Source organism: Lederbergia sp. NSJ-179, assembly GCF_022867885.1.
Lineage (GTDB): Bacteria > Bacillota > Bacilli > Bacillales > Bacillaceae_C > Lederbergia.
Genome location: NZ_JALIFP010000002.1, coordinates 95,876 through 119,682, shown reverse-complemented (window position 1 = coordinate 119,682; position 23,807 = coordinate 95,876). Strand labels below are relative to the sequence as shown.

27 protein-coding genes and 2 other annotated features are annotated in these 23,807 nt (G+C 39.3%); of the genes, 7 read left to right on the top strand and 20 right to left on the bottom strand.

Features of this window, described 5'->3' with window-relative positions; all coding sequences use genetic code 11:
* Positions 1–37: 37 nt before the first annotated feature.
* The 4 genes from MUB24_RS02585 to zapA all read right to left on the bottom strand — a co-directional run bounded on the left by MUB24_RS02585 (position 38) and on the right by zapA (position 5,069).
* The gene (locus tag MUB24_RS02585; protein WP_244700838.1) at positions 38–2,395 is read right to left on the bottom strand and encodes an endonuclease MutS2; all 2,358 of its coding nucleotides are present in this window, start codon (positions 2,393–2,395) and stop codon (positions 38–40) included.
* A gap of 28 nt (positions 2,396–2,423) precedes the next feature.
* Complete coding sequence (polX, locus tag MUB24_RS02580; RefSeq protein WP_244701146.1) at positions 2,424–4,142, bottom strand: DNA polymerase/3'-5' exonuclease PolX; 1,719 nt, start codon at positions 4,140–4,142, stop codon at positions 2,424–2,426.
* Positions 4,143–4,258: 116 nt separating this feature from the next.
* Positions 4,259–4,801 carry a CvpA family protein gene (locus tag MUB24_RS02575; protein WP_244700837.1) on the bottom strand — a complete coding sequence of 181 codons (543 nt, stop codon included), beginning with the start codon at positions 4,799–4,801 and terminating at the stop codon, positions 4,259–4,261.
* A gap of 7 nt (positions 4,802–4,808) precedes the next feature.
* Positions 4,809–5,069, bottom strand: coding sequence for a cell division protein ZapA (zapA, locus tag MUB24_RS02570; protein ID WP_244700834.1), 261 nt, complete (start codon positions 5,067–5,069; stop codon positions 4,809–4,811).
* Between the two features lie 157 nt (positions 5,070–5,226).
* On the opposite strand from zapA, the gene rnhC reads away from it, so the two are divergent.
* Positions 5,227–6,159, top strand: a complete 933-nt coding sequence (gene rnhC / locus MUB24_RS02565; RefSeq protein WP_244700833.1) for a ribonuclease HIII — start codon at positions 5,227–5,229, stop codon at positions 6,157–6,159.
* 78 nt (positions 6,160–6,237) lie between these two features.
* Here rnhC and pheT read toward each other — a convergent pair whose 3' ends face one another.
* From pheT to MUB24_RS02550, 3 genes are all read right to left on the bottom strand, one after another.
* On the bottom strand, positions 6,238–8,652 hold the full coding sequence (pheT, locus tag MUB24_RS02560) for a phenylalanine--tRNA ligase subunit beta (RefSeq protein ID WP_244700830.1): 2,415 nt from the start codon (positions 8,650–8,652) through the stop codon (positions 6,238–6,240).
* A gap of 17 nt (positions 8,653–8,669) precedes the next feature.
* Positions 8,670–9,707, bottom strand: coding sequence for a phenylalanine--tRNA ligase subunit alpha (pheS, locus tag MUB24_RS02555; protein WP_244700826.1), 1,038 nt, complete (start codon positions 9,705–9,707; stop codon positions 8,670–8,672).
* A gap of 45 nt (positions 9,708–9,752) precedes the next feature.
* Positions 9,753–10,012 (bottom strand) — a binding site (T-box leader).
* Positions 10,013–10,054: 42 nt separating this feature from the next.
* Positions 10,055–10,819 (bottom strand): TrmH family RNA methyltransferase, encoded by a 765-nt coding sequence (locus tag MUB24_RS02550; protein WP_244700823.1) that lies wholly within the window; start codon positions 10,817–10,819, stop codon positions 10,055–10,057.
* A gap of 99 nt (positions 10,820–10,918) precedes the next feature.
* Between MUB24_RS02550 and sspI the strand changes: the two genes are divergently transcribed.
* Positions 10,919–11,125, top strand: a complete 207-nt coding sequence (gene sspI, locus MUB24_RS02545) for a small acid-soluble spore protein SspI (RefSeq protein ID WP_244700820.1) — start codon at positions 10,919–10,921, stop codon at positions 11,123–11,125.
* A gap of 24 nt (positions 11,126–11,149) precedes the next feature.
* Positions 11,150–11,683, top strand: a complete 534-nt coding sequence (locus MUB24_RS02540; protein ID WP_244700817.1) for a hypothetical protein — start codon at positions 11,150–11,152, stop codon at positions 11,681–11,683.
* On the opposite strand, the gene MUB24_RS02535 is transcribed toward MUB24_RS02540, so the two are convergent.
* Positions 11,637–12,731, bottom strand: coding sequence for a citrate synthase/methylcitrate synthase (locus MUB24_RS02535; protein WP_244700813.1), 1,095 nt, complete (start codon positions 12,729–12,731; stop codon positions 11,637–11,639). The genes MUB24_RS02540 and MUB24_RS02535 overlap by 47 nt on opposite strands.
* 139 nt (positions 12,732–12,870) lie before the next feature.
* Here MUB24_RS02535 and MUB24_RS02530 point away from each other — a divergent pair, with 139 nt between their 5' ends.
* Complete coding sequence (locus tag MUB24_RS02530) at positions 12,871–13,749, top strand: LysR family transcriptional regulator (protein WP_244700811.1); 879 nt, start codon at positions 12,871–12,873, stop codon at positions 13,747–13,749.
* Positions 13,750–13,922: 173 nt separating this feature from the next.
* Here MUB24_RS02530 and MUB24_RS02525 read toward each other — a convergent pair whose 3' ends face one another.
* Both MUB24_RS02525 and MUB24_RS02520 read right to left on the bottom strand, forming a co-directional pair.
* A complete protein-coding gene (locus tag MUB24_RS02525; RefSeq protein WP_244700809.1) occupies positions 13,923–15,008 on the bottom strand; it encodes a M42 family metallopeptidase in 1,086 nt (361 codons plus the stop codon).
* Positions 15,009–15,073: 65 nt separating this feature from the next.
* Positions 15,074–15,565 carry a dUTP diphosphatase gene (locus tag MUB24_RS02520; RefSeq protein ID WP_244700807.1) on the bottom strand — a complete coding sequence of 164 codons (492 nt, stop codon included), beginning with the start codon at positions 15,563–15,565 and terminating at the stop codon, positions 15,074–15,076.
* A 95-nt stretch (positions 15,566–15,660) separates the two neighbouring features.
* On the opposite strand from MUB24_RS02520, the gene MUB24_RS02515 reads away from it, so the two are divergent.
* Entirely contained in the window at positions 15,661–16,050 is a 390-nt protein-coding gene (locus MUB24_RS02515) for a sigma-w pathway protein ysdB (RefSeq protein ID WP_244701143.1), read from the top strand.
* Between the two features lie 108 nt (positions 16,051–16,158).
* Here the strand turns inward: MUB24_RS02515 and MUB24_RS02510 are convergent, their stop codons facing one another.
* From MUB24_RS02510 to infC, 5 genes are all read right to left on the bottom strand, one after another.
* Positions 16,159–16,752 (bottom strand): TVP38/TMEM64 family protein, encoded by a 594-nt coding sequence (locus MUB24_RS02510; RefSeq protein WP_244700805.1) that lies wholly within the window; start codon positions 16,750–16,752, stop codon positions 16,159–16,161.
* 47 nt (positions 16,753–16,799) lie between these two features.
* Positions 16,800–17,075: a DUF1294 domain-containing protein gene (locus tag MUB24_RS02505; protein ID WP_244700803.1), complete on the bottom strand. Its 276-nt coding sequence runs from the start codon at positions 17,073–17,075 to the stop codon at positions 16,800–16,802.
* 129 nt (positions 17,076–17,204) lie between these two features.
* Positions 17,205–17,558 carry a 50S ribosomal protein L20 gene (gene rplT, locus MUB24_RS02500; protein ID WP_057985116.1) on the bottom strand — a complete coding sequence of 118 codons (354 nt, stop codon included), beginning with the start codon at positions 17,556–17,558 and terminating at the stop codon, positions 17,205–17,207.
* A 26-nt stretch (positions 17,559–17,584) separates the two neighbouring features.
* Positions 17,585–17,785, bottom strand: a complete 201-nt coding sequence (rpmI, locus tag MUB24_RS02495; protein WP_244700800.1) for a 50S ribosomal protein L35 — start codon at positions 17,783–17,785, stop codon at positions 17,585–17,587.
* Positions 17,786–17,808: 23 nt separating this feature from the next.
* On the bottom strand, positions 17,809–18,312 hold the full coding sequence (gene infC / locus MUB24_RS02490; RefSeq protein ID WP_244700797.1) for a translation initiation factor IF-3: 504 nt from the start codon (positions 18,310–18,312) through the stop codon (positions 17,809–17,811).
* A 105-nt stretch (positions 18,313–18,417) separates the two neighbouring features.
* Positions 18,418–18,551, bottom strand: a sequence feature (ribosomal protein L20 leader region).
* 520 nt (positions 18,552–19,071) lie between these two features.
* Here infC and MUB24_RS02485 point away from each other — a divergent pair.
* Together MUB24_RS02485 and MUB24_RS02480 are read left to right on the top strand one after the other, a co-directional pair.
* On the top strand, positions 19,072–19,617 hold the full coding sequence (locus MUB24_RS02485) for a YusW family protein (protein WP_244700795.1): 546 nt from the start codon (positions 19,072–19,074) through the stop codon (positions 19,615–19,617).
* A gap of 38 nt (positions 19,618–19,655) precedes the next feature.
* Entirely contained in the window at positions 19,656–20,198 is a 543-nt protein-coding gene (locus MUB24_RS02480; RefSeq protein WP_244700792.1) for a YusW family protein, read from the top strand.
* Between the two features lie 142 nt (positions 20,199–20,340).
* On the opposite strand, the gene MUB24_RS02475 is transcribed toward MUB24_RS02480, so the two are convergent.
* From MUB24_RS02475 to MUB24_RS02455, 5 genes are all read right to left on the bottom strand, one after another.
* Positions 20,341–20,886, bottom strand: coding sequence for an HAD-IIIA family hydrolase (locus MUB24_RS02475; RefSeq protein WP_244700789.1), 546 nt, complete (start codon positions 20,884–20,886; stop codon positions 20,341–20,343).
* 18 nt (positions 20,887–20,904) lie between these two features.
* Positions 20,905–21,447 carry a ribonuclease FAU-1 family protein gene (locus MUB24_RS02470; RefSeq protein WP_244700786.1) on the bottom strand — a complete coding sequence of 181 codons (543 nt, stop codon included), beginning with the start codon at positions 21,445–21,447 and terminating at the stop codon, positions 20,905–20,907.
* A 15-nt stretch (positions 21,448–21,462) separates the two neighbouring features.
* Positions 21,463–22,185 (bottom strand): nucleotidyltransferase domain-containing protein, encoded by a 723-nt coding sequence (locus MUB24_RS02465; protein ID WP_244700783.1) that lies wholly within the window; start codon positions 22,183–22,185, stop codon positions 21,463–21,465.
* Between the two features lie 27 nt (positions 22,186–22,212).
* Complete coding sequence (locus MUB24_RS02460; RefSeq protein ID WP_244700780.1) at positions 22,213–22,902, bottom strand: YwaF family protein; 690 nt, start codon at positions 22,900–22,902, stop codon at positions 22,213–22,215.
* Positions 22,903–23,022: 120 nt separating this feature from the next.
* Entirely contained in the window at positions 23,023–23,796 is a 774-nt protein-coding gene (locus MUB24_RS02455) for an APH(3') family aminoglycoside O-phosphotransferase (protein ID WP_244700777.1), read from the bottom strand.
* Positions 23,797–23,807: the final 11 nt, after the last annotated feature.

Below are 23,807 nucleotides of genomic sequence, written 5' to 3'. Positions count from 1 at the left end.
GAGCGCGATGACAATCGCCACACCGTCCGACCTGGCCTCATTTGAATTCGACTACTGTCACGCCACTTCCTCCTTCTCCTGCTTCTCCTAATCTTATACGTTTTACTGGACGGAGTTGTTTCAAATAATCAGTAATTCCTTTGCGCAAAACTCCTGTTCCTTTGCCATGGATAATCGAGACACGCGGATAACCAGCCAGTAAGGCATCGTCGATATATTTCTCTACTTTAAACAAAGCATCTTCCAATCTTTCCCCACGCAGATCCAATTCCAAGCTAACATGATGATCTTTACCTTTTACTGTAGCCATCGGTTTCGTTTCTTTCTTTTCCTGTGATTGAATAAACTCTAAATCTTCTTCATTCACTTTCATCTTCATAATGCCCATTTGGACATTCCATTCTTTCTCCGCAACCTTCTCAATTAAATGCCCTTTTTGACCAAAGCTCGTTACTCTTACTTCATCCCCAGGCTGAAATGTATCGTGTTGTTTTTCTTTTTTAGCATTTTCTCTTTGTTGATCTAAAGTTGGCATAGCCTTTTCTAGTCGATGTCTCGCCTCAATCAATTCATGTTCCTTTACTTGAGCAGCACTTTGAAAGCGAAGTTCTCGTAGCTCCTTCATGACTTCTTCTGCTTCTCTTTTCGCCTTCTCAATGACCTCAGTAGCTTTTTTTTCGGCACGATCATACAATTCCTGTTTTCTTTCATAAAACTCCATCATTTGCTTTTGCATATCTTGATGGAGTTTTTCTGCTGCTTTTAAATAATTATGTGCTTCTTTATATTCCTCTTCCGCATCATGACGGCTTTTTTCAAGAGAAGCAATCATATTTTCCACTTCATTGCTTTCGGCATCAATTAATTGCTTCGCATTCTGTATTGTCCAATCGGAAAGGCCCAATCGTTTGGATATTTCAAAAGCATTACTGCGGCCCGGTACACCAATCAATAAACGATAGGTCGGGCGCAATGTTTCCACATCAAATTCAACACTTGCATTGATTGCGCCTGGTCGATTAAATCCATAGGCCTTTAATTCAGGATAATGGGTTGTCGCAATCACATGAGCCCCACGTTGATATACTTCATCAAGAATAGAAATCGCAAGTGCTGCTCCCTCTTGCGGATCTGTTCCCGCCCCTAATTCATCAAACAAAACTAAACTCGTATGATCCACCTTTTTTAAGATTTCTACGATGTTCACCATATGGGATGAAAACGTGCTAAGGCTTTGCTCAATCGATTGCTCATCTCCAATATCGGCAAATACTTCTTTAAAAACCGCGATGTCAGAACCTTCTGAAGCGGGAATGGATAAACCTGCTTGCGCCATAAGGGTTAAAAGACCGACTGTTTTAAGAGTAATGGTTTTCCCCCCAGTATTCGGCCCAGTAATCACCATTGTCGTATAATCGCCACCAAATTCAATATCATTCGCAATGGCCTCTTCCTTTTTTAATAAAGGATGGCGGGCTTGATTGATCCGAATGATTCCCTTTTGATTGATCACCGGTTTTGTTGCTTTCATTTCCTTTCCAAGGCGAGCTTTTGCAAAGATGAAATCTAATTCACCCATTATCTCCACGACCAACTGTAATTCCTCTGCAACCTCCGCAACATTTCCAGACAATTGCATGAGAATTTTTTCAATTTCCTGCCTTTCTTTTAGCTGTAATTCTTTTAAAGCATTATTAAGATCCACGACGGCTTGAGGTTCAATAAATAATGTTTGCCCTGATGCGGACTGATCATGCACAATCCCACCATAATGGGAACGGTATTCCTGTTTCACTGGAATGACATAGCGATCATTTCGAATGGTAATAATTGCATCAGATAACATTTTTTGCGCATTTTGATTGCGAATAAACCCCTCTAGTCTCCCACGAACATTGCCTTCTGTTCTTCTTAACTGTTGACGTATACTTCTTAGAGACGTGCTTGCGGAATCAAGGATTTCCCCGTTATCATCAATAGCATTTTTAATCACTTTCTCAAGCTCACCTAAAGGAATGATTTGAGTTGATTTTTCTTCTAAAATAGGGAGCTCCACTTCATTTTCAAGTAAACCTTCGATAAAATGCTTCATTGATCTTGAAGCATGAATCGTACTTGCGATTTGAACAAGTTCTGCCGGATTCAGTACTCCCCCTATCAGCGCTCTCTTTACATGCGGTTTTATATTAAAAATCCCATCAAGAGGGGCATGACCTTTTAAACGTAGGACATGGGAGGCCTCATCTGTTTCCGCTTGTCTACGTACAACCTCTTCAAAAGAGCTTGATGGACGTAATTTTTTTATTATTTCTACTCCCAACACAGAAGAAGCATGATTTTCTAATTGAATTCGTATCTTATCAAATTCTAATGTCTTTAAAATTCTATCATTCATGGAGTTTGACTCCCCCTTACCATTCGCTCTATTCATTTCTTTTTAAAAATTGCAGCAATTCTTCTATGGGCATTGCATTAAGGACAGATGAAGCTGTAAGCCTTCCTTTTCTACCCGATAATACACCTAATTTCATATAGTCAAGATTTTCTCTATTATGGGCATCTGTGTTAATCCCAATCTTTATCCCTGCCTCGTGTGCTCTTCGAATGTGGTCAGCAGAAAGATCCAGACGGGCCGGGTTCGCATTTAATTCCAGTGCCGTGTTCGTTTCTTTAGCAAGTTTCATTAGTAATGCTATATCCACATCATATCCATCCCGCCTTCCAATCAGACGCCCTGTTGGATGAGCAATAATATCAACATGTGGATTTTGCAAAGCCGTTTTTAGTCTCTCCATAATTTTTGCTTGAGACTGGGAAAAACTTGAGTGGATAGAGGCAATCACAATATCTAGTTCTGCAAGTATATCATCCTCATAATTTAAGCGTCCATCTGGGAGGATGTCCATTTCCACGCCAGCTAATATAGTGATATCATTATATTGATCATTCAATATACGAATTTCTTCGATTTGTTTTCGTAATCTTTCCGGAGAAAGTCCATTCACTACTCTTAGAAATTCAGAGTGATCCGTAATAGCCATATACTGGTACCCTTTTTTTCTACAGGCCTCCACCATTTCTTCGATCGAGAAGGCACCATCCGACCATGTCGTATGCATATGCAGATCACCCTTAATGTCTTTTAACTCAATTAATTTATGATCTGGGTGATATTCATCTATTTCCTTGCCATCTTCCCTTATTTCAGGAGGGATATAGGGTAAATGGAAGTGATGATAGAGTTCTGCTTCTGTTGAAAAAGTCCGAACCTCACCAGTTTCAATCTTTTCCACCCCATATTCACTGATTTTCTCTCCTTGTTCTTTAGCAAGTTGACGCATCCGAATATTATGATCCTTTGAACCGGTAAAATGGTGTAATGCAGAAGCGAATTCTTCTGGTTGAACGATCCGAAAATCGACTGATACTTTGTATTGTCCAGCAAAAACAAGGGTAATTTTGGTTTCACCATTTGCTGTCGCTTCCTCCACACCTGGCATATTTAATAATGCCGCTTTCACAGCTTGGCCATCACGGGCAGCAATTACAAAATCAAGATCTTTGATCGTTTCCCTTACTCTACGTAAGCTACCAGCACGTGAAAAATTCACGATTTCTTTTATATTACGTAAATAATCTTCAATCGATTCAGCAAAAGGCAACATATACGCGATGGGCAATCGCTCCGGTTGCTTTCCAATCTGAGCAATCGCTGCAAGAATTTTTTCCTGAGATTTTTTTCCAAAACCTTTTAAATCTGCCACTCGATCGCTTTCACAAGCCGCTTTTAACGAGTCGATATCTGTTACTCCTAATTCCTGATACAAACGTGAAATCTTCTTTCCCCCAAGACCCGGAAGCTGTAATAAAGGGATCAATCCTTTCGGTACTTCCTCCTGTAACTCCGCTAAAACAACAGATTCTCCTTCCGAAATAAATTCCTTGATCACCGCCTCTGTTCCTTTCCCAATTCCAGGGATTTCAGTAAATGTGGAGATCTCGGAGAGACTGCGATCATCGGCTTCCAAAGCGATGGCCGCTTTCCGAAAGGCTGAAATCTTAAAAGAATTTTCTCCTTTTAGTTCCATATATAGGGCAATTTGTTCTAGAAGATGGATAACATCCTTTTTATTGATTTTCATGTTTTGATCACCAACCGTTCCACTTTCTTCTTTCACATATTCTATCAAACTCACTTGTAAAAAGAAAAACTTCCCTTTCATAAAGAGAAGTTTTTCCTGCATCATTCATTATCACTTTATGACTGAACAACGTCGATCCACCATTTTTTGATTTCTGCTGAAAAATAAGGCGTATGGTTTAAAATGATTTCACTCAAAGTCGAATCATTCAGTGCTGTTTGAATCGTAGCCATTGGAACTAATGCCGCAAGATATAGAAGAATAAAAAGGAATAAATAGACCTCAATCGCACCTAAGATCCCACCTGCCCAAATATTTAATACCTTGATAATTGGTAAACTAGCAACGACATCTAAGGCAGAACCGATGATCCCGAGCACAATTCGTGTGGCAAAGAAAATAATGACAAAGGCAATTGCCCGATAAAAGGCATCATCAAAATTAGAACCATTTAAAAACATTGTAAATCCTTTTTCCGACCCAAAATCTGGGTAAGGGATCCAAAGTGTCAGTTTTGGCGCTAATGCATCAAAATACATATAAGCCACAATGAAAGAAACAACAAACCCAACCATATGGATCAATTGCAGGATGAATCCTCTTTTTAGTCCGATGAAAAACCCTGCTATTAAAATAATAATTAAAGCCAAATCTAACATAATCGTTTCATTCCTTTATTCGATGGAGTTCTTGAAGAAGTCGCTCATACTCTTCTTGTAGTTTCGTATATTCATGAATTGAATTAACGGCTGTCAATACAGCGAGTGTCTCTGTATTCAAATTAGGATTTATGGAATGAATTTCTCGCATTTTTTCGTCGACAATTTCTGCAACATCTTTCATATGATCGGGGGATTCCGTACCTGTGATTGTATATTGTTTTCCATGAATCACAACAGACACTCTTACTTTCTCCTGGTCAGACATTTTGTTCCCCTCTTTTCGATAAAATTCTACACTATATCATATCACGAATGAAAAGGGATGGGAATAAAAAAAGTGAAAGCACCTGGATAATCTATAGTCCGTTATTTTTATGTGACTTGTGTTACACTAAAATAAATTGTAGAAAGGAAGTGATCGGTTGGCGAACACGGTTATTCAGGTAAGCCAAGCTGAAATTGAAAAAATGAAGGCTTATTATCAACCATTTTTGAAAGCAAGCCATCCACCGGGCAGTGTGTTCTCAGCCAAAAAACAAGGTTGCACCATTACGGCTTATCGCTCTGGTAAAGTCATGTTTCAAGGTATTGGAAATGAATCAGAAGCCAAACAATGGGGGGAATCATTGAAAAAAGCAAAAACCGCTCCTACTAAGAAGAAGTCTTCCGGGAACCCCTTGCCTCCTAATATTTCATCCTTGTCCGTGATCGGCTCTGATGAGGTAGGGAAAGGTGATTATTTCGGTCCAATGACAGTTGTGGCGGCCTATGTGAAAAAAGAACAGCTCCCTTTAGTGAAAGAATTAGGTGTGCAAGATTCCAAGAACTTATCTGATACGGAAATCGTAAAGATCGCAAAGGATTTAATAACCTTTCTACCCTATAGTTTGTTGACATTATCGAACGAAAAATATAATCAGCTTCAGGCATCTGGCATGACACAGGGAAAAATCACAGCAAGATTACATAATCAAGCTTTAAATTATTTACTAAAAAAAATAGAACCTGAAAAACCTGATGCCATTCTAGTAGATCAATTTGCGGAAGCTCCTGTCTATTATCGTCATCTACAAGGTGTGAAAGAGATTTGCCGTGAAAATGTTTATTTTAGTACGAAAGCCGAAAGCATTCATCTTTCTGTTGCTGCTGCGTCGATATTAGCCCGTTATGCTTTTCTCAAGGCAATGGATCAATTAAGTCAAAGAGCAGGGTTTAAGTTGACGAAGGGGGCTGGTCCTAAAGTGGATCAAGATGCCGCTCGTCTCATTCGAACCTACGGTTTACAAGCTCTAAACGAGTTTACTAAGAGTCATTTTGCAAATACAAGAAAGGCAAAAAAAATAGCAGGTTTATAATATTTAAAAGCAGCCTGTGCCCATTCAGAGCACAGGCTGCTTTTTCAATTCGTAATCCATACCAGGTTTGTTGTTTTTTTATCCCCTTAATTCTGCCCCTACTTTTTCCTTCACCGCGGCTAAAACACGCTCATGAGCTTTCACGACTTCTTCATCTGTCAAAGTTTTTTCGGGGTTTGCATAGGTTAAGGAGAAGGCAATCGATTTTTCGCCTTTGTTCATATGTTCTCCTTCATATAGATCAAACACCTTAATCGATTTTAGCAGCTTGCCCCCTGCTTCTTGAATAATATTTTCCAATGTACCGGCTGTTACCGTTGTATCCACCACAAGCGCTATATCTCTTGAAATGGATGGGAATTTAGGAATGGGGCTGTATTTTAATTCAGGAAGTTCATACTGAAAGATCGGTTCAGCTTGAAATTCAAACACATACGTATCATCGAGGTCCCATTCTTTTTCCATTGTTGGGTGCAGTTCACCGACAAATCCAATCACTTCATTGGAGAAAACAATTTCTGCCGTTCTTCCTGGATGCATCCCTTCTATTTGAGCTGCCCGCCATTCCACTAGGTCAGCAACACCCATTTTTTCAAAAAGCCCTTCTAAAATTCCCTTTGCCACATAAAAATCAACGGGTTTTTTTTCACCTTGCCAAGCATTTTCTACCCACAAACCTGTTAAAGCACCTGCGATATGTTCTTGTTCATCTGGTTGTTCCTTTTCGCCATTATGAAGAAAAATGGATCCTATTTCATAAAGGGCGACCGAGTCCTGCTGACGAGCAATATTATAAGAGAGGGATTCAAGCAATTGCGGAATAATACTCATTCGTAAGCAACTATGCTCTTCACTCATCGGCATCGCTAGCTTCACTGGTTCACGGCTTTCAAGCGCGTATTGAGCCGATTTTTCCTCTGAAGCCAAAGAATACGTAATCGTCTGGTATAGTCCCGCTCCCTCCAGAAAATCTCTGGCTGTCCGGCGTTTTTCCTGCACTTTCGTGAGACCACCAGCAGTAGCTGCCCCTTTTGGTAAAGTTTTGGGTAAAAGATCATAGCCATACAAGCGTGCTACTTCTTCGATCAAATCCTCTTCAATTGTAATATCACCACGGCGAGTAGGCGCGGTCACTGTAAAAGTTCCCTCTTCGACAGAGGCTTCAAATTGTAATCTCTTAAAAAGAGCAACAACCTCAGATTCGGAAATGTCCGTTCCTAATACGCGATTGATTTTTTCCAAAGTGATCGAAAGTGTGACAGGCTCAATCGTTAAATGATCATCTTCGACACGACCTTCTAAAATTTCTCCACCTGCGAGTTCTGCCATCAGTTTCGCTGCCCGTTCTGCTGCCGGGCGCACTCGACTCGGATCAACACCTTTTTCATATCGGGTACTGGCTTCACTTCTTAAACCATGATGCTTGGAAGTAGCTCGAACAGACGCACCGGAGAAATAGGCAGATTCAAGCAAAACAGTTGTCGTATCGCTACTTACTTCTGTGTTCGCTCCCCCCATGACTCCTGCCAATGCAACAGGCTCAGATCCATTGGTAATCACCATCTGTTCACCTGTCAGTGTCCGCTCCACATTATCAAGCGTCACGATCTTTTCCCCTTCATGAGCAAGCCTGACAACCACTTCTTTCGAACCAAATTTATCGTAGTCAAAAGCATGAAGCGGCTGACCGTACTCTAATAAAATATAGTTCGTAATATCGACCACATTATTATGAGGCCGAATCCCAGCAGACATAAGACGAGCTTGCATCCACAATGGCGAGGGCCCAATCTTCACATTGCGAATCACTTTTGCCGTATATAATGGGCAACCCTCCGTTGTCTCCACCTTTACAGAAATTGAATCCTCGGCCTTTTCTGCGGAAGGATTTACATCTGTTTCTGGCCATTTTATATCTTTGTCAAGGATCGCTGCTGTCTCATAAGCCATTCCAAGCATACTGAGGGCATCTGCGCGATTCGGTGTGAGGTCAAGCTCTAATACCTCATCATCTAAATTCAATAATTCCAAAGCATTGGCTCCCACCTTCACTTCACTCGGAAAAACAAAGATGCCATCCGCAAATTCCTTCGGTACCAGCTTTCCCTCTATTCCCAATTCCTGGAGGGAACAAATCATTCCATTGGAAACCTCGCCACGTAGTTTTGCTTTTTTGATTTTAAAATTTCCCGGAAGTACCGCTCCCACTTTGGCTACAGCCACCTTCTGCCCCTTTGCAACATTGGGAGCCCCGCAGATAATTTGGACGGGTTCTTCCTCGCCTACATCCACGACACATTTATTTAATTTATCCGCTTGTGGATGTTTTTCACATTCAAGTATATGACCCACAACGACCTTTTTGACACCATCGCTTTTTTGCTCTACCCCATCTACTTCAATTCCACTTCTTGTGATTTTCTCTGCTAATTCTGTAGCCGTTACCCCTGCAAGATCGACATATTCTTGCAGCCATTTATAAGAAACAAGCATTGTTTTCCCTCCTGACCTTATTCTTGTACCGAAAATTGTTGTAAGAAACGAATATCATTCGTATAGAAATGTCGAATATCATCAATCCCGTATTTCAACATCGCAATCCGCTCAGGTCCCATTCCAAACGCAAAACCGGTATATTTTTCCGGATCAAATCCGGCCATTCTGAGAACGTTCGGATGCACCATTCCTGCTCCTAAAATTTCAATCCAACCTGTTTGCTTACAAACTCGACAACCCTCGCCTCCACAAATTTTACAAGAAATATCCATTTCAACCGATGGTTCTGTAAATGGGAAAAAACTGGGACGTAACCGAATTTCGCGGTCTTCTCCGAAAATCTTTTTCGCAAATACTTCTAACGTTCCTTTCAGATCAGCCATTGTAATATTTTCATCCACCACAAGTCCCTCAATTTGTGTAAACTGATGGGAATGTGTTGCATCATCATTGTCACGCCGATAAACTTTACCAGGACAAATAATTTTTACTGGACCTTTTCCCTTATGTTTTTCCATCGTCCTTGCTTGGACAGGGGATGTATGTGTTCGCATTAAAAGATCTTCGGTAATATAGAAAGAATCCTGCATATCTCGGGCTGGATGGCCTTTCGGCAAATTTAATGCTTCAAAATTATAATAGTCTATTTCTACCTCTGGACCTTCTGCCACTTTATAGCCCATTCCAATAAATAGGTCCTCAACTTCCTCAATCATTTTCGTTAGCGGATGGCGGCTACCTCTTTTCACAGGTCTTCCCGGAAGTGTCACATCAATCGTTTCAGCCTCCAATTTTTTCTGGACAGCGGCTTTTTCCAGTTCGCTCCGCTTTTCCGTAATTACCTCGGAAATACTTTCTCTAATGGCATTGGCAAGCGCCCCGATTTTAGGACGTTCCTCAGCAGATAATTTCCCCATTCCTCGTAAAACTTCAGTAATCGGACCTTTTTTTCCGAGATACGAAACACGTAGATCATTAAGTTCTTTCAGATTAGAAGAATGTTTGATTTTTTCCAAAGCTTCTGATTTAAGTTCCTGTAATCTTTCTCTCACTTGAAAAATCCTCCTTTTTGTCGAAAAATAAAAAGCCCCATCCCAAAAAGGGACGAGGCTTATCGTCGCGGTACCACCCTTATAAACATGCTAGGCATGTTCACTTCATTCTGATAACGGCAAGTGCCGGTGCATCTTTACGTAAAAGAATGTTCAAAAAACTCCCATTTTGAACACACAGTAAACGGTCCTGATGCCGACTCGGGAGGTGAACTTCATTTGGCTTCGGCAAAAAATGTTTTCAGTCATGACATTTTCTTCCTGGATGCTTTCCCCAAATTACTCTTCTCCGTCGACGTCTTTCGATTATTTAGATATTCTCATTATAGCCGTTTCGAATCATGAATTCAAATCTGTTTTCGTAAATGATAAAGTAAAATACCTGCAGCAATGGAAACATTTAGAGATTCGCTTTGGCCGTAAATAGGAATATAGAGATTTTGATCTGTTTTTTCAAGAACTTCCCTCGATACGCCTGCCCCTTCGTTTCCCACGACAAGAGCGAAGGAATCAGTTGGAGCTACTTTCCGAAAATCGTCCCCCCCTTCTAAAGCAGTACCATAAAGAGGAATATCATGTTGTTTTATTTTTTCCAACCAATGTAATAAATCCCCTGACTCAAGGAAGAGATGAAAATGACTGCCTTGTGCAGAACGGATGACTTTCGGGTTATAGACATCACCAGAGCCATTCGCTAAAATAACAACCTCCACACCAGCCGCATCCGCTGTACGGATAATCGTACCAATATTGCCTGGGTCTTGCACACCGTCTAGTAAAAGGAAACGAGAATGTTTGGTAAAATCTACCCCAGCCTTTCTTTTTTTACATACAGCAAATATTCCTTGAGGACTCTTTGTATCAGAAATATGCTGGCTAATTTCTTTGGAAATAGTGAAAACCGATATTTCTTCATCATTCAATGACCAATCCTTTGGGGCCATCTTATCCTCTTGAATCATGACTTCTACTACCTCATTCGTTTTCAGGGCTTCGATAATCAAATGCTCCCCTTCAATCAAATAGGTATCTGTTTGATCGCGGTATTTTTTCAAAAGTAATTTTTTCCATAATTTAACTCTTTCATTTTTCGTTGACTGAATATATTCCATCTCATTCAAGCCTTTCCCAAGATTATTACTTTATTATACATATTACCACTCATTTGAGAAAAACTAAGTATCACATCTATTATAAAAGGAGTTATGATGATGGATTTAAATTTACGTAAAGCGGTTATTCATAATGTTTCGGGAAATGATCAAGCCCAATTAAAGGATACGATTGTCGATGCGATTCAACGCGGAGAAGAAAAAATGTTGCCAGGCTTAGGCGTATTATTTGAAGTAATTTGGCAAAATGCAGACAGCCAAGAGCAGAATATGATGCTAGAAACCTTGGAACAGGGATTGAAATAATAAGAAAAAAAGAGAAAGCGGCTTATGAAGCTGCTTTTTTCCTTTACTAGTCATTCATTTAATGAAGTTCAGCAATTCAAGCCGGAAGTTCAACAATCTTACCTGGAAGTTCACCAATCCACTCCCAAAGTTCAGCAATTCACACCCAAAGTTCAGCAATCCACACCCGAAGTTCAGCAATTCACTCCCGGAGTTCAGCAATCCACTCCCGAAGTTCAGCAATTCACACCCAAAGTTCAGCAATCCACTCCCAAAGTTCAGCAATCCACTCCCGAAGTTCAGCAATTCACACCCAAAGTTCAGCAATCCACTCCCAAAGTTCAGCAATCCACTCCCGAAGTTCAGCAATTCACTCCCAAAGTTCAGCAATTCACTCCCAAAGTTCAGCAATCCACTCCCGAAGTTCAGCAATTCACTCCCGGAGTTCAGCAATTCCCACAAAAACTTCAGCAATTCTTACCTACAGTGGGCCAACGTGTTAAAATCGTTCCGGGAACTGTTGTTTATACTCCTATTTCAAATCAGGCAGCTGACCAATATACTGGGATTCTGGTCTAAAAAGAACATTTCGCTCTGATTGTTCCAATACATGGGCAGTCCAGCCGACAATTCTGCTTGCTGTAAAAGTTGGAGTAAACAATTCTTCATCCATTTGAATAGAACGCATGACTGCTGCAGCAAAAAATTCTACATTTGTATAAAGCTTACGACCGGGTTTATATTCTTCCAACAATCGAATAGCTGTTTCTTCCACGTGCAGTGCAAGGGCAAGCCATGGATCATCCTGACCAATTTCCAATGCTTTTTCCTTTAAAGCAAGAGCTCGAGGATCTTTTGTTTTATAAACCCTATGACCGAATCCCATTAATCGTTCGCCTCTCTCAAGTTTTGCTCTGATCCATTTTTCTGCATGCTCTTTTCTTCCTATTTCATTCAGCATTTTCGTAACGTCTGAAGGGGCTCCCCCATGTAAAGGTCCCTTCATTGTGCCAATGGCTGAAGTAATCGCAGATACCATATCTGATTCTGTTGAGACAGTGACCCTTGCAGAGAATGTTGATGCATTCATTCCATGCTCTAATGTCAATACCATGTACGTTTCAAGTGCTTTCACATGTATCTCTAAAGGCTTTTCCCCTGTTAGCATATATAAATAATTTTCTACATGTCCGTAATTCTCATTAGGCGCAATAGCTGATAATCCAGATACTTTCCGTTTCCAATAAGCGATAATCGTTGGTATGATGGCTGTTAACTGAATGGCTTCATCAATGGTAGGCTTCCATATAAACTGTGAATTTCCCATACTTGAAATAACCGTTCTGATGACACTCATTAATTCCATATCCATTGGCAATAGAGCAATAATTTTTTCCGTGTTTTTCGGAAGAACACGATAGCATTTCAATTGCTTATTTAAATCCTCTTTTTCAGCATTGGTCGGAATACTTCCATGCCAAAGGAAATAGGCTGCCTCTTCAAAGGAATATTTCAAGGCAATTTCCTTTGCCTCACGTCCCCTGTACACTAAATAGCCTTTTTGACCATCAATATAACTAATTGCCGTTTCTGCTGCAATAACCCCTTTTAACCCTTGATGAATCATACTACTCATCCTTCCCTTTATTTGTGGCAATTTTCATGACAATCGTTTATTAAAGTTTATTATAGATGGTATAATTAATTAATAAAATTAAACCTTTTTAATCATTTTAATTAATTTTTATCATTAGAGGTGAATTTGAGTGGATTTTAAATGGTTGCACACTTTTGTGACTGCCGCAAAGCATGAAAATTTCCGCAAAACGTCTGATGAGCTTTTTATTTCACAGCCGACGGTGACTGTCCAAATAAAGCTGTTAGAAGAAGAGATAGGCAGTCCATTGTTTGCGAGGGATGGGAGAAGAGTATCCTTAACTGAGGCAGGTAGAAGATTTTTACTTATCGCTAGGAAGATGCTTAAGTTATATGAAGATGGGATATCAGAATTAGATCGCTTCCGTCAAGGTTATTCACAAAAGCTAACATTGGCCATGTCCCCGTTAATTGCGGAATCGATTATGCCGTATGTGTTAAAAAGGTTCATGCTTATTCATCAAGAAATTGAAATTTCTGTCCAAGTGCTTGATTCAATGAATATATCGGAAGCCGTTTTAGCCGGAGAAGTCGATTTAGGTCTTTCACGTTCGCAAATAAAGAATTCTAATCTTATTTGCCGTCCTTTGTATGAAGACCCCGTTATTCTTGTCGTCCCGCATGATGGAAGGGATAGTGAGACAGCCCCTCCGCTTGATGCAGAGGAGCTGTTAGCCAACAACTATTTGATCACACATAATCATCCCGAATACTGGGATAGTTTACTGAGATCCTTACATTCACAATTTTCGTCGTTAAAAACGATGGCTGTCTCACAGGTCCATGTCACGAGACGATTCATCATAGAAGGGCTTGGCATTTCATTTCTGCCTTCTTCTACTGTACGGCGTGAATTATTGGAAGGCAGATTACTAGAAGCTCCTTGTCCATTTTTAAACCTTCCTGTTGCAAAAACCTATGCTATTTTAAAATATGAGCATCCGAAGGAAACGCAATTTTTACAATTTTTATCACAGTTTCGGTTTTAAAGCTTTTCAGTAAATGCAGCAGGCACACATTCAAAATTAATATTGAAACTGGGGCTAAAAGTTCATAAGAGATTTAAAGACACTAAAAAATCACTCGTTAAAGAGCAAATATAAAAGGTGTCTCATAAAAGCTACTAGCAGCCTTCGGGACACCTCTAAAAAAATCTTTCTATTTATTCATACGTAATTTTATCGACTGTTTCACGATCCAACCTTTTAATAACTTCTGTAATAAGCTTCACTGCATTTTCAAAATCATCACGGTGAAGGATTCCTGCATGGGAGTGAATATAACGAGTCGCTATTGTCATCGCAATCGATGGCGCTCCTTCTGCGGCTAAATGGATCGAGCCGGCGTCTGTGCCACCGCCTGGAATCGCATCAAACTGATAAGGAATTTTCAACTCATCTGCAACCCCTGTGATCAGCTCTCGAAGCCCTTTATGAGAGACCATGGAAGCATCATATAAAATAATTTGCGGACCATCTCCCATTTTACCTTGGGCTTCTTTATCTGACACTCCAGGTGTATCCCCAGCAATCCCCACATCCACGGCAATGGCAATATCTGGCTGAATTTTATTAGCAGCCGTTTTCGCGCCGCGGAGTCCAACTTCTTCTTGGACCGTTCCCACCCCATATACAATATTTTGGTGATCGATCCCTTGGAGGTTTTTCAATACATCAATTGCAATCGCACAACCAATCCGGTTATCCCAGGCTTTGGCAAGCAACATTTTCTCATTGTTCATAACGGTAAATTCAAAATACGGAACAGCCATATCACCTGGTCGTACTCCCCATTCCATCGCTTCTTCTCTGCTGGAAGCTCCAATATCAATAAACATCTCTTTTATATCAACCGGTTTTTTACGTGCTTCTGCCGATAAAATGTGGGGTGGTTTAGAACCAATCACTCCTGTCACATCTCCCTTTCCCGTCACAATGGTAACACGTTGGGCAAGCATGACTTGTGACCACCAACCACCTACTGTTTGAAAACGCAAAAAGCCTTTATCATCAATTTGAGTGATCATAAAACCGACTTCATCTAAATGACCGGAAATCATAATTTTCGGCCCGTTTTCAGCTCCCGTTTTTTTAGCGATCAAGCTCCCTAATCCATCGGATTCCACTTCATCTGCAAAAGGTGTTATGTATTTCTTCATCACGTCTCTTGGCTCTTTTTCATTTCCTGGAATGCCTTTTGCATCTGTTAAATCCTTTAACATCGTCAATGTTTCATCTAGTTTAGTCAATCCAATCCCTCCTTTTATTATTTAGAACTGCCTTCATTATAATAAAAAAGAAAAGCAGAATGCTACTAATACCCTTCCTCTTGACGTTTATAATTAATTTCATTCTTCTTTTTATAAGCTTGTTGAGCATCATCAATCGTAAACCCTAGAGATTGTCCCAAAATAAAATACCCACGTAATAATTCTTCATAATCACGTAAGGATCTTGATTGTCGCAGTTGCTCTACCCGCTGATATATTTTCAAGAAACCTGTGACAAGATCTTCATTTCCTTCATGGGAAACGACTGAAAAGGAATGTTCAGCGAAACCGAGCTCTAAACCAAGTGAAAGGATAAAATGGATCCCATCTACATATTCCTCCAATATTACGTCACTCTCTGATGCTGGTTTCTTACTCCAAAATTTGAAGCATCTCGTTTCATTCGCCAGCTCCCCAATTTCTACAAGCAAGGCTAATATTTTTTCATCAAATAGTGATCGATCTTGTAATCCGTGTTCCGCTTCAATATATTGATCTAACTTTTGTTGCATACTAAACCATTCTTGAATTGTCATTATAAATCCCTCCTAAAAAAATTATAACAAATAATGAAACTTTTTGAATGCTCATTCGTATAGGCCTATTAGATGAACCGATTGGAGGCTGCGTCATGCTTATTCTGCTAAGAGTTGCCATTTTCGCCTTTATTATTTACCTGATCTATAAAATCATTAAATTTATATTAGATCCTAAACGTAAACTTGAAACAGCCCATGAGCAAAAAAAATATTTTTTTTATGATGTCCCTGATAATATAAGGAAAAATTTCTTAATTACTTTTAACGGTGTCATGTTTGAAGGTGAAAAATATCTTGGGACAACAGATCGATCTTTTGAAGTGGTTTCCATTTTCGTTTGGCCACATAATCCCAATCTACTAAAAGGATTGTCTTATGAAGACTTTAAATTTATTGAAAATGAAATTCAACTACGCTATCCCGACAGCACGATTGATTGGAAAAGTCCGATAAAAGAACTAATGGCTAGGAATAAGAAATAACATACTCTTATTTTTATACCATTATTTTACTCATTTAACCATCAATTAAGGCCCTATCTCATTAAAGAAATAGGGCTCTTAAATAAGTGGTGAGACCAACGACATTTTTTACGAACAGGCCTTGTTCGTTTCTTTTTGCTGCGAGAAAAACTCATGCCAAGCAACCGTCGACATTTTTTCTCGCAAAATATAGACCAACATCAAGAGAGCCAATAAAATAATTACACTGATAGTGGGAGTAAAATGAGTAATAAATTCTCCAAAAACGGTATAAAAAAAGGCCACAGGTAAGTTCGTTGCAAAAGCTCCTTTCATAAAACCCTTAAAATCGGGTCGCCTTTCTAACAAACAAAGATTTAATAGATGATAATGAAAGAAAGGAATCAAACGAAGAATCGCAATTTGCCCAACCGTCATTTTTGCATAACGACCAAACCATTTATTTTTGATTTTCAACAATTTCTTATAAGCACTAGGCATTTTCCGAATACAAAAGTAAAATAGAGCCGATAAAAGAAGTAATCCAATCATGGAATAAAGCGTCCCAAGTACACTGCCAAATAAAATTCCACCTGCCATACAGACCATAATGACAGGGATAAAAATAAATTGGCGAACAACATGAAAGAAAATAAATATCAACGGAGCCAGCGTCCCTGTTCCCTGCACAAATGTAAGCATGATCAATAATGGTTCATTCAATTTGATCACCCGCCTTCTTACTTAAGTGTATGGGATGGTGAAAATCGTTATGACAGGCGGCCAAGCATGAAATAAAAAAGAAATACATCCAGAAAAGCTAAAATCGGGAATCCATATTTGAATGCAAAATGTTTAGTTTTATGACGGAACCACCACATCCCGATCGTCATTCCCGGAGCGCCCCCTAGAAATGAGATCAACCACAGTGTTTTTTCGCTAATTCGCCATTTTCCTTTTTGTGCCCTTTTTTTATCCATTTTCATCAATACAAATCCCCAAATATTGATAAAAATGAGGTAAGCAGCTACTATTTGTTTGATCATTTTTTCTCCTTCCTATAGCACAAAAGCCATTCCCTAAACGTATTTTGGGGAATGGCTTTTGCTTAACAAGTTAGCTAATATTGAGAAATTCCTTTTGAAATCTCGTCTCAAAAAAGGATAATTTCCTTGTTATAGAGCTGCTTTTGCTTTATTCGCTAATTCTGCAAATGCATTTTCATCAGACACAGCAAGATCAGCAAGCATTTTGCGATTTACTTCAATGCCAGCTAGTTTCAAACCATGCATAAGACGGCTATAAGAAAGACCATTCATACGCGCAGCAGCATTGATACGAGTAATCCAAAGCTTACGAAAATCACGTTTTTTATTACGGCGATCACGATAAGCATACATGTAAGATTTCATCACTTGTTGATTCGCTACTTTAAATAGTCTATGTTTGGAGCCGTAATAACCTTTTGCTAATTTTAAAACTTTCTTGCGACGTCTGCGAGTAACTGTACCGCCTTTAACACGTGGCATATTGATTCCCTCCTATTGGTTCCGGTTTATTTCACATTGTCAAGCAGGTGACGAATTCTTTTAAAATCACCTTTCGAAACAATGGCGGATTTACGTAGTTTACGTTTTTGTTTTTGCGATTTATGGGCGAACATGTGGCTTGTATAGGCATGTGATCGTTTCAATTTTCCGCTACTTGTTTTCTTGAATCGTTTTGCCGCGCCACGGTGAGTTTTCATTTTTGGCATAGGTTCTTTTCCTCCTCAAAACTTTACTTTTCGGTTTTTGGTGCCAACACTAAGAACATGCTTCGGCCATCCATTTTTGGCTTCGATTCAACGGCTGCCAAGTCACTACATTCATCAGCGAATTTATTTAATACACGCTGTCCAATTTCTTTATGAGTGATGGCACGTCCCCTAAAGCGGATCGAAGCTTTCACTTTGTCCCCTTTTTCCAAGAACTTGCGTCCGTTTCGAAGTTTTGTATTGAAATCATGATCTTCAATGGTCGGACTTAAGCGAACTTCCTTCACATTGATCACTTTTTGGTTTTTACGTGCTTCTTTTTCTCTTTTTTGCTGCTCAAAACGATATTTTCCATAGTCCATAATTCTGGCTACAGGTGGTTTCGCATTAGGGGCAACAAGAACAAGATCAAGATTTACACGAGCAGCCATTTCCAATGCTTCATTGCGGGATTTGACTCCAAGCTGATTACCCTGATGATCAATTAGACGAAGTTCACGGGCACGAATGCCTTCATTTACCAACATATCTTTGCTAATAGTTAGCCACCTCCAAGATATTTTCGGGAATACATCTGTTTTGGAAAAAGATAAGCGTGGACGCTTTACTCATCAAGCTATTGCTTTAAAAATGAACAATAAAAAAAGCGGGCACAAGGCACCCGCATTTCATTCAAAATGATGTAAGAATGATGATTTCAGTTCTAAACCTGCCAACAGCTTATAGCGTCGATCAGGCGAGAAGCGGGTAGCTCCTTCTTCCATTAACAAGTATTCAATTCATAATAAAATATATCACATGATCATAACTCTGTCAATATGTGGTTCCTCGCACAAAAAACAAGTATAACAAAAGAAAAGCTGCATGGCAATCCAACTTTTTTACGAAAACAGATCCAAAGGGGGCTTGGATGTACAAAAAGTCAGGGGATCATTGAAAATGTAAATCCAAAGTGAGGTTGGATGTATGAAAAGTCAAGGGATCATCGAAAATGTAGAGCCAAAATAGGGTTGGATGTGCGAAAACTAAAGGGCTCACCGAAAATGTAGATCCAAAGTGGAGTTGGATGTACGAAAAATCAAGGGATCATCGGAAACGTAGAGCCAAAGTAGGGTTAGATGTACGAAAAGTCGAGTCATTTCTAAAACACAAAATTCAGCCCGAAAATACTTACTCCTCCAAGCTGTCAACTTTTCTGCAAAAAGAGTATTTCTAGCAAAAATGTTTAAATCCCACCATATTTGTAAAACTTAATAGTAAGATGCCCGTATAATGGAGGTTTGAAAATGAAGAAATATTTTTTATCTTTCCTAGGGGTTAGCTTCCTATTAGGAGTAGTTGCCTGTTCGAATGATCCCTCTGTTGATAACCACCCGAAAGAACAAGTCGTGCCAAATGATGAACAAGAAAGAGAAAAAACACCAGACCATATCAAACAAGAAGACAGTGGAAATAAATCCTATGAAGGACAAATTCAAAATGATGAAGAAGCAGCGGATAGGATGGAGGAACTTAATTTTACAAAGTTTGATCTCGATGTCGAGTATGGTACTAGCCAGGAAGTGGAATACGAATATGAGCAAAAAAGTGATACTGGTGAATATAAAGCAGAAATACAAGACACGGTCAGAAACATCATTTATAAAGGTGTTGAGGCATTTACAATTTTCTATACACAATTAAAAGATCTCGAATTACATGCAAATATGGAAAAGGAAGCCACCATCCAAGAAATGCTCAATCGTTTCGATCTTGAGTCTGATTACAACAAATTTGAATTACAAATCACATTTAAAGATGGAAGCACATTAAATATCGAAGATCGAAAATAAAGTGAAATAGGAAAAAACGAATCAATGGAGGTTTTAATATGAAGCGCATCTTTCTGGTTTTTTATTCTCTTGTCCTAATCGGCTTTTTAGGCGCTTGTCAAAGCGGTGGGGGTATAAATGGAACGAATAAGGCACAGGATAATACAAATGAACAAGGCAAGGACACAAATGATCATGATTCTGTGAATGATTCAACTACTACTGATCAAACGAATGATTCGGATGATCAAGAACAAATGAAATCGCAAATGGACAAACTAGATTTCGCTGAAATAGAAATGGAAATTTCTTATGGGAAGGATCAAGAATACGAAGCGGAAATCGAACAAGACAAAAATCGCCCTATTGAGGCAAAAGTCGAAGATGAAATCAATAATGAATTCCTGAAGGGAAAAGAGGCCTTTGATAGCATTTATACCAAAGCAGAAAAATTAACTCTAACGAAGGATAGCAGTGATCAAGAAACCATTGATCAAGTGTTAAACGCATTCGGACTTGACAAGGATTATGAAAAATTTGAGGTTGAAATCACGTTTAACGATGGATCAAGACTTGATGTGGAGGATCGGAAAACACCTTAGCTCCGTCATGTTAGCCTGTTGGATCGTCCATTTCTATAGTTAAGAAATGGACGAAGCTTGATCCAATATGGCTGACATCCTGAAGCTTTAACATAAAAGCTGTCGAACAGGTATCACTCATTCCATACATCCTTCACTTCTTTCATTTAAGACCATTCAGCCATTGGACAGCCTCCAATACATCATTCGCAATATAATCAGGCTCCACCTCCGTCCATTTCCCAAAAAATTTATTTTGCTTGTAACGATCATTGGTCTCTAGACCTGCACCCGTCTTCACTAAAATTTTCAGGCACCCCACTTCATTCGCGGCCATTAAATCTGTCCACCGATCCCCGATGACGGCGCATTTTTTTAGATCTAATCCATGTTCCTCTACCGCTTTTTTTAACATTCCTGGTGCGGGTTTTCGACAATGACACCCTTCCTCATGACTATGTGGGCAAAGATAGACAGAATCAAAACCGAAACCTTTCAGCTCTTTTTCAAACGCTTGGATTGTGCTTTTCCCTGCAGCGATTCCTGGTTGATTCGTAAATGAGTAAATAAGAATTCCTTCCTTTTTTAAAAGTTTTATCGCTTCTATCGCATTTGGATACAACTCAAAATCACCAGGAGATACAACGTAATCATGTCCCCCTATTGTTCCATCTCGATCGAGAAAAACGGCTTGAACCGCTGCTTTCATTTTCTCGTTCCCTCCCATCTATTTCCCATTATGGAGCAACTTCATCATATGCTCCTTTGATAATCCTAATAATGAAAATTGTTCATTTCGAATGAGATCACTCAATTGATTCGCTTCTTTCCATGCCATTTGGTACAATTTCCCATCGATCATTCCTTTTTCTAGTGCTTCCTCAAGTTCATCCGCATCTTTTAAAAACATCTCCCCTGTTGGTAAAACGACAATATCAAGAAATAAATCGTCCATCCACGGACGATCGTTTTCTATGCCATTTTCTTTACAAATATCGATATACCACTGGATAATCTTACCTCTAGCATCGAACATAGTTGTTACAGAATAATGCTGATCCTTTGGAAAATGCTGTAACCAATAATACCCATCATCCACAATACAAACTCTTTTATCACGATATTGTACAAAGGAAGGTTCTATCACTTTATGAATCTTTAACAATGTGATATTCCCTGTGAATTCTTCTGTATCTAAAAACATTTGCCGAAATTCTCGATCAAGAATTCGTTTCCATCCTGTCCTGTCACCGTATTTGCGTTTTAGCATTCATCTCCTCCCCTTCTATTCCGTTTTCCCCATTGAAAATCCATTAAATAACAAGCCCCCATAAGGCTGCAAAATCTCCTCAGCGAATCGAATGATGTTATCCTTATCATCCTGCTGATAAAAAGCTTCAAGGGCTTCCACCAAATTTTCGGCTAAGCTTTCATCAAAATTTTTCAAGGCACGAATTGTCCATTTGGAAGAACCGATCCATTGACCATTCATTCGCAAAATGAACTCGACTGATAAATCAGCAAGCGCATTCACTAGAAAAATCGCTTCTTCTCTTTTAGAACAACCTTTAAGATCATCCAGTACATCCGTTAGAAAATATCGCTTCATATTTACCGTTTCTATTGTCCATTTTTCTGGTCCTTTCCGTAATAAATCATTCGCTTCTTTTTTGATCGTGTCTAAATTCTTAGCCCCTCGCAAAACAATCCCTTCGGAAACCATCTTGGGCATGGAGGGTTTGGCCCGTTTGCAATCGTTCTCAAAAAATTCTCTATAGGAAGTAAAGTTGTGAACAAAACATTCAATATACCAACCAAAATCAATGAATGACTCACGATAAGAGAATGTAAGCTTCTGGTCGAAAATCACCATATCTAAGTCAGATGTGGCAGTTGCTTCTCCACGCACCACACTCCCCGCTAATAATGCGGCTTGGCAATTAGGGAAATGTTTATCAATTACAAGTTGAGCTGCCTCTAATGGAGTTGGCCTTTTAGTCTCTTTCATGAAAGCTCCCCCCTAATTTCTAATACATTATAACTCCTCATCTTCTCTAAAAATCCCCCAAAGGAAAATAAAGATACAAAATGCCACGAACTCCATAGATAAAAGATACCAAGGATATGGACCTAAATAATCCAATAAACTTCCCCCATCAGGTTTATTCCTTAAAAACATGTAATTCCCTTTCACCAATTGATTCACCACGAAGACAATTAGAGCAAGCAAGTTTAGGATCAGCATTGTTTTTAGGAGCCCCTTGAAGGTTGGGCGATACCCTTTCACCCACGTAAAATAGCAAGCTGTTAGGATGATACCGAAATGTGTATAAAAGAAATGAAAATAGCGGAAATGAGAAAAACTAAGCTCTAAATCTGGTGTAATGATCGCTTGCAGGGCTCCCCCAATTCCGGCATAAAAGACAAAATCATGCAAATGTCTGTTGTCTGTCCATAAAAGCCCAATCGTCAAGATCAGACTTATACTACATAACTCCAATGGCAGAGAATAACTCACATCCCAACGATCCGTTTTCCACATCCAGGTTTGGTAAAGTAACTCCATGATCAATAAGGATATAGCAAAAATTTTCTCTATTGCCCCAATACCATCCCACTTTTTCCTCGTCACAAATAGAATATAAACGATTATAAAACCGACTATAACAGCTGCAATATGCGCTGTAGAAAAGATAACGAATGAGGGCTCATTTGTAAATTTCAACTGTTTTCCCCCATTTCGGAATAATGAATTACTAAAGGATTTTTCTCCATCACCTTCACATAAATTTTCGATTACGGCGTTTTCTCGCTCCTTTTAAGTCCTCTTTTTCGTATGGACAGTCTAAAAGAACTCATCTAAAAGTTGGTAAAAATATATTTTATCTTGGTTTACCTCCTCTAATCCATATTCCTTCAAAAAGAGTGGGATATGCTGTTTCCCAACATTATGCGCAATACTCCAAGCAGCTAAAGCGATATCCTGGTAACGATCAGATACGCCTGCTCTCCCCAGATCTATAAAACCACTCACTTCATCGTTCTGAAGAATAATATTCGGAAGACAATAGTCTCCATGGGTAAAAACAAGCTCTTCATCTAAAGGGCGTTTCTCAAGCACTTCCTGAAATAACTCTTCGGCACTCTTTCCCTTTCGTTCTTCATCAAAATCTTCAATATCAACGAGATTTTTTTCTACCCTTTCTTGCGCTTCTCTTATCGTCACATCTAAGGTACATTGAAAAGGACAATGGTCTACACCAATACTATGTATCTCTCTTAATCCTTTTGCCAATAACTTGATTAATAGCGGAAGATCGTTTTGATAAGAAGAGTCAGAAGCATTGATGCCTTTGATTTCCGTCATTAATAAATATTCCTTCTTTTCATCTTCTTCATAATAGAGTACCTCTGGCACGGCTAATTTTCCTTGAAGCCATTCCATCTTCTCTTTCTCATTTCGTATGGATTCACTGGCATTTGTTGACTGTGTTTTCAAGTAAAGTGAGTGATTCCCCTTTTTTAGTAAAAAGGTACTTGCTTCTGAATGACCAATGGTGACTTGTTGCCATGTATAGCCTTTGATTATTTTTTTCAAGCGGGCAGAAATGGTATTCATGCTTCTGCCCC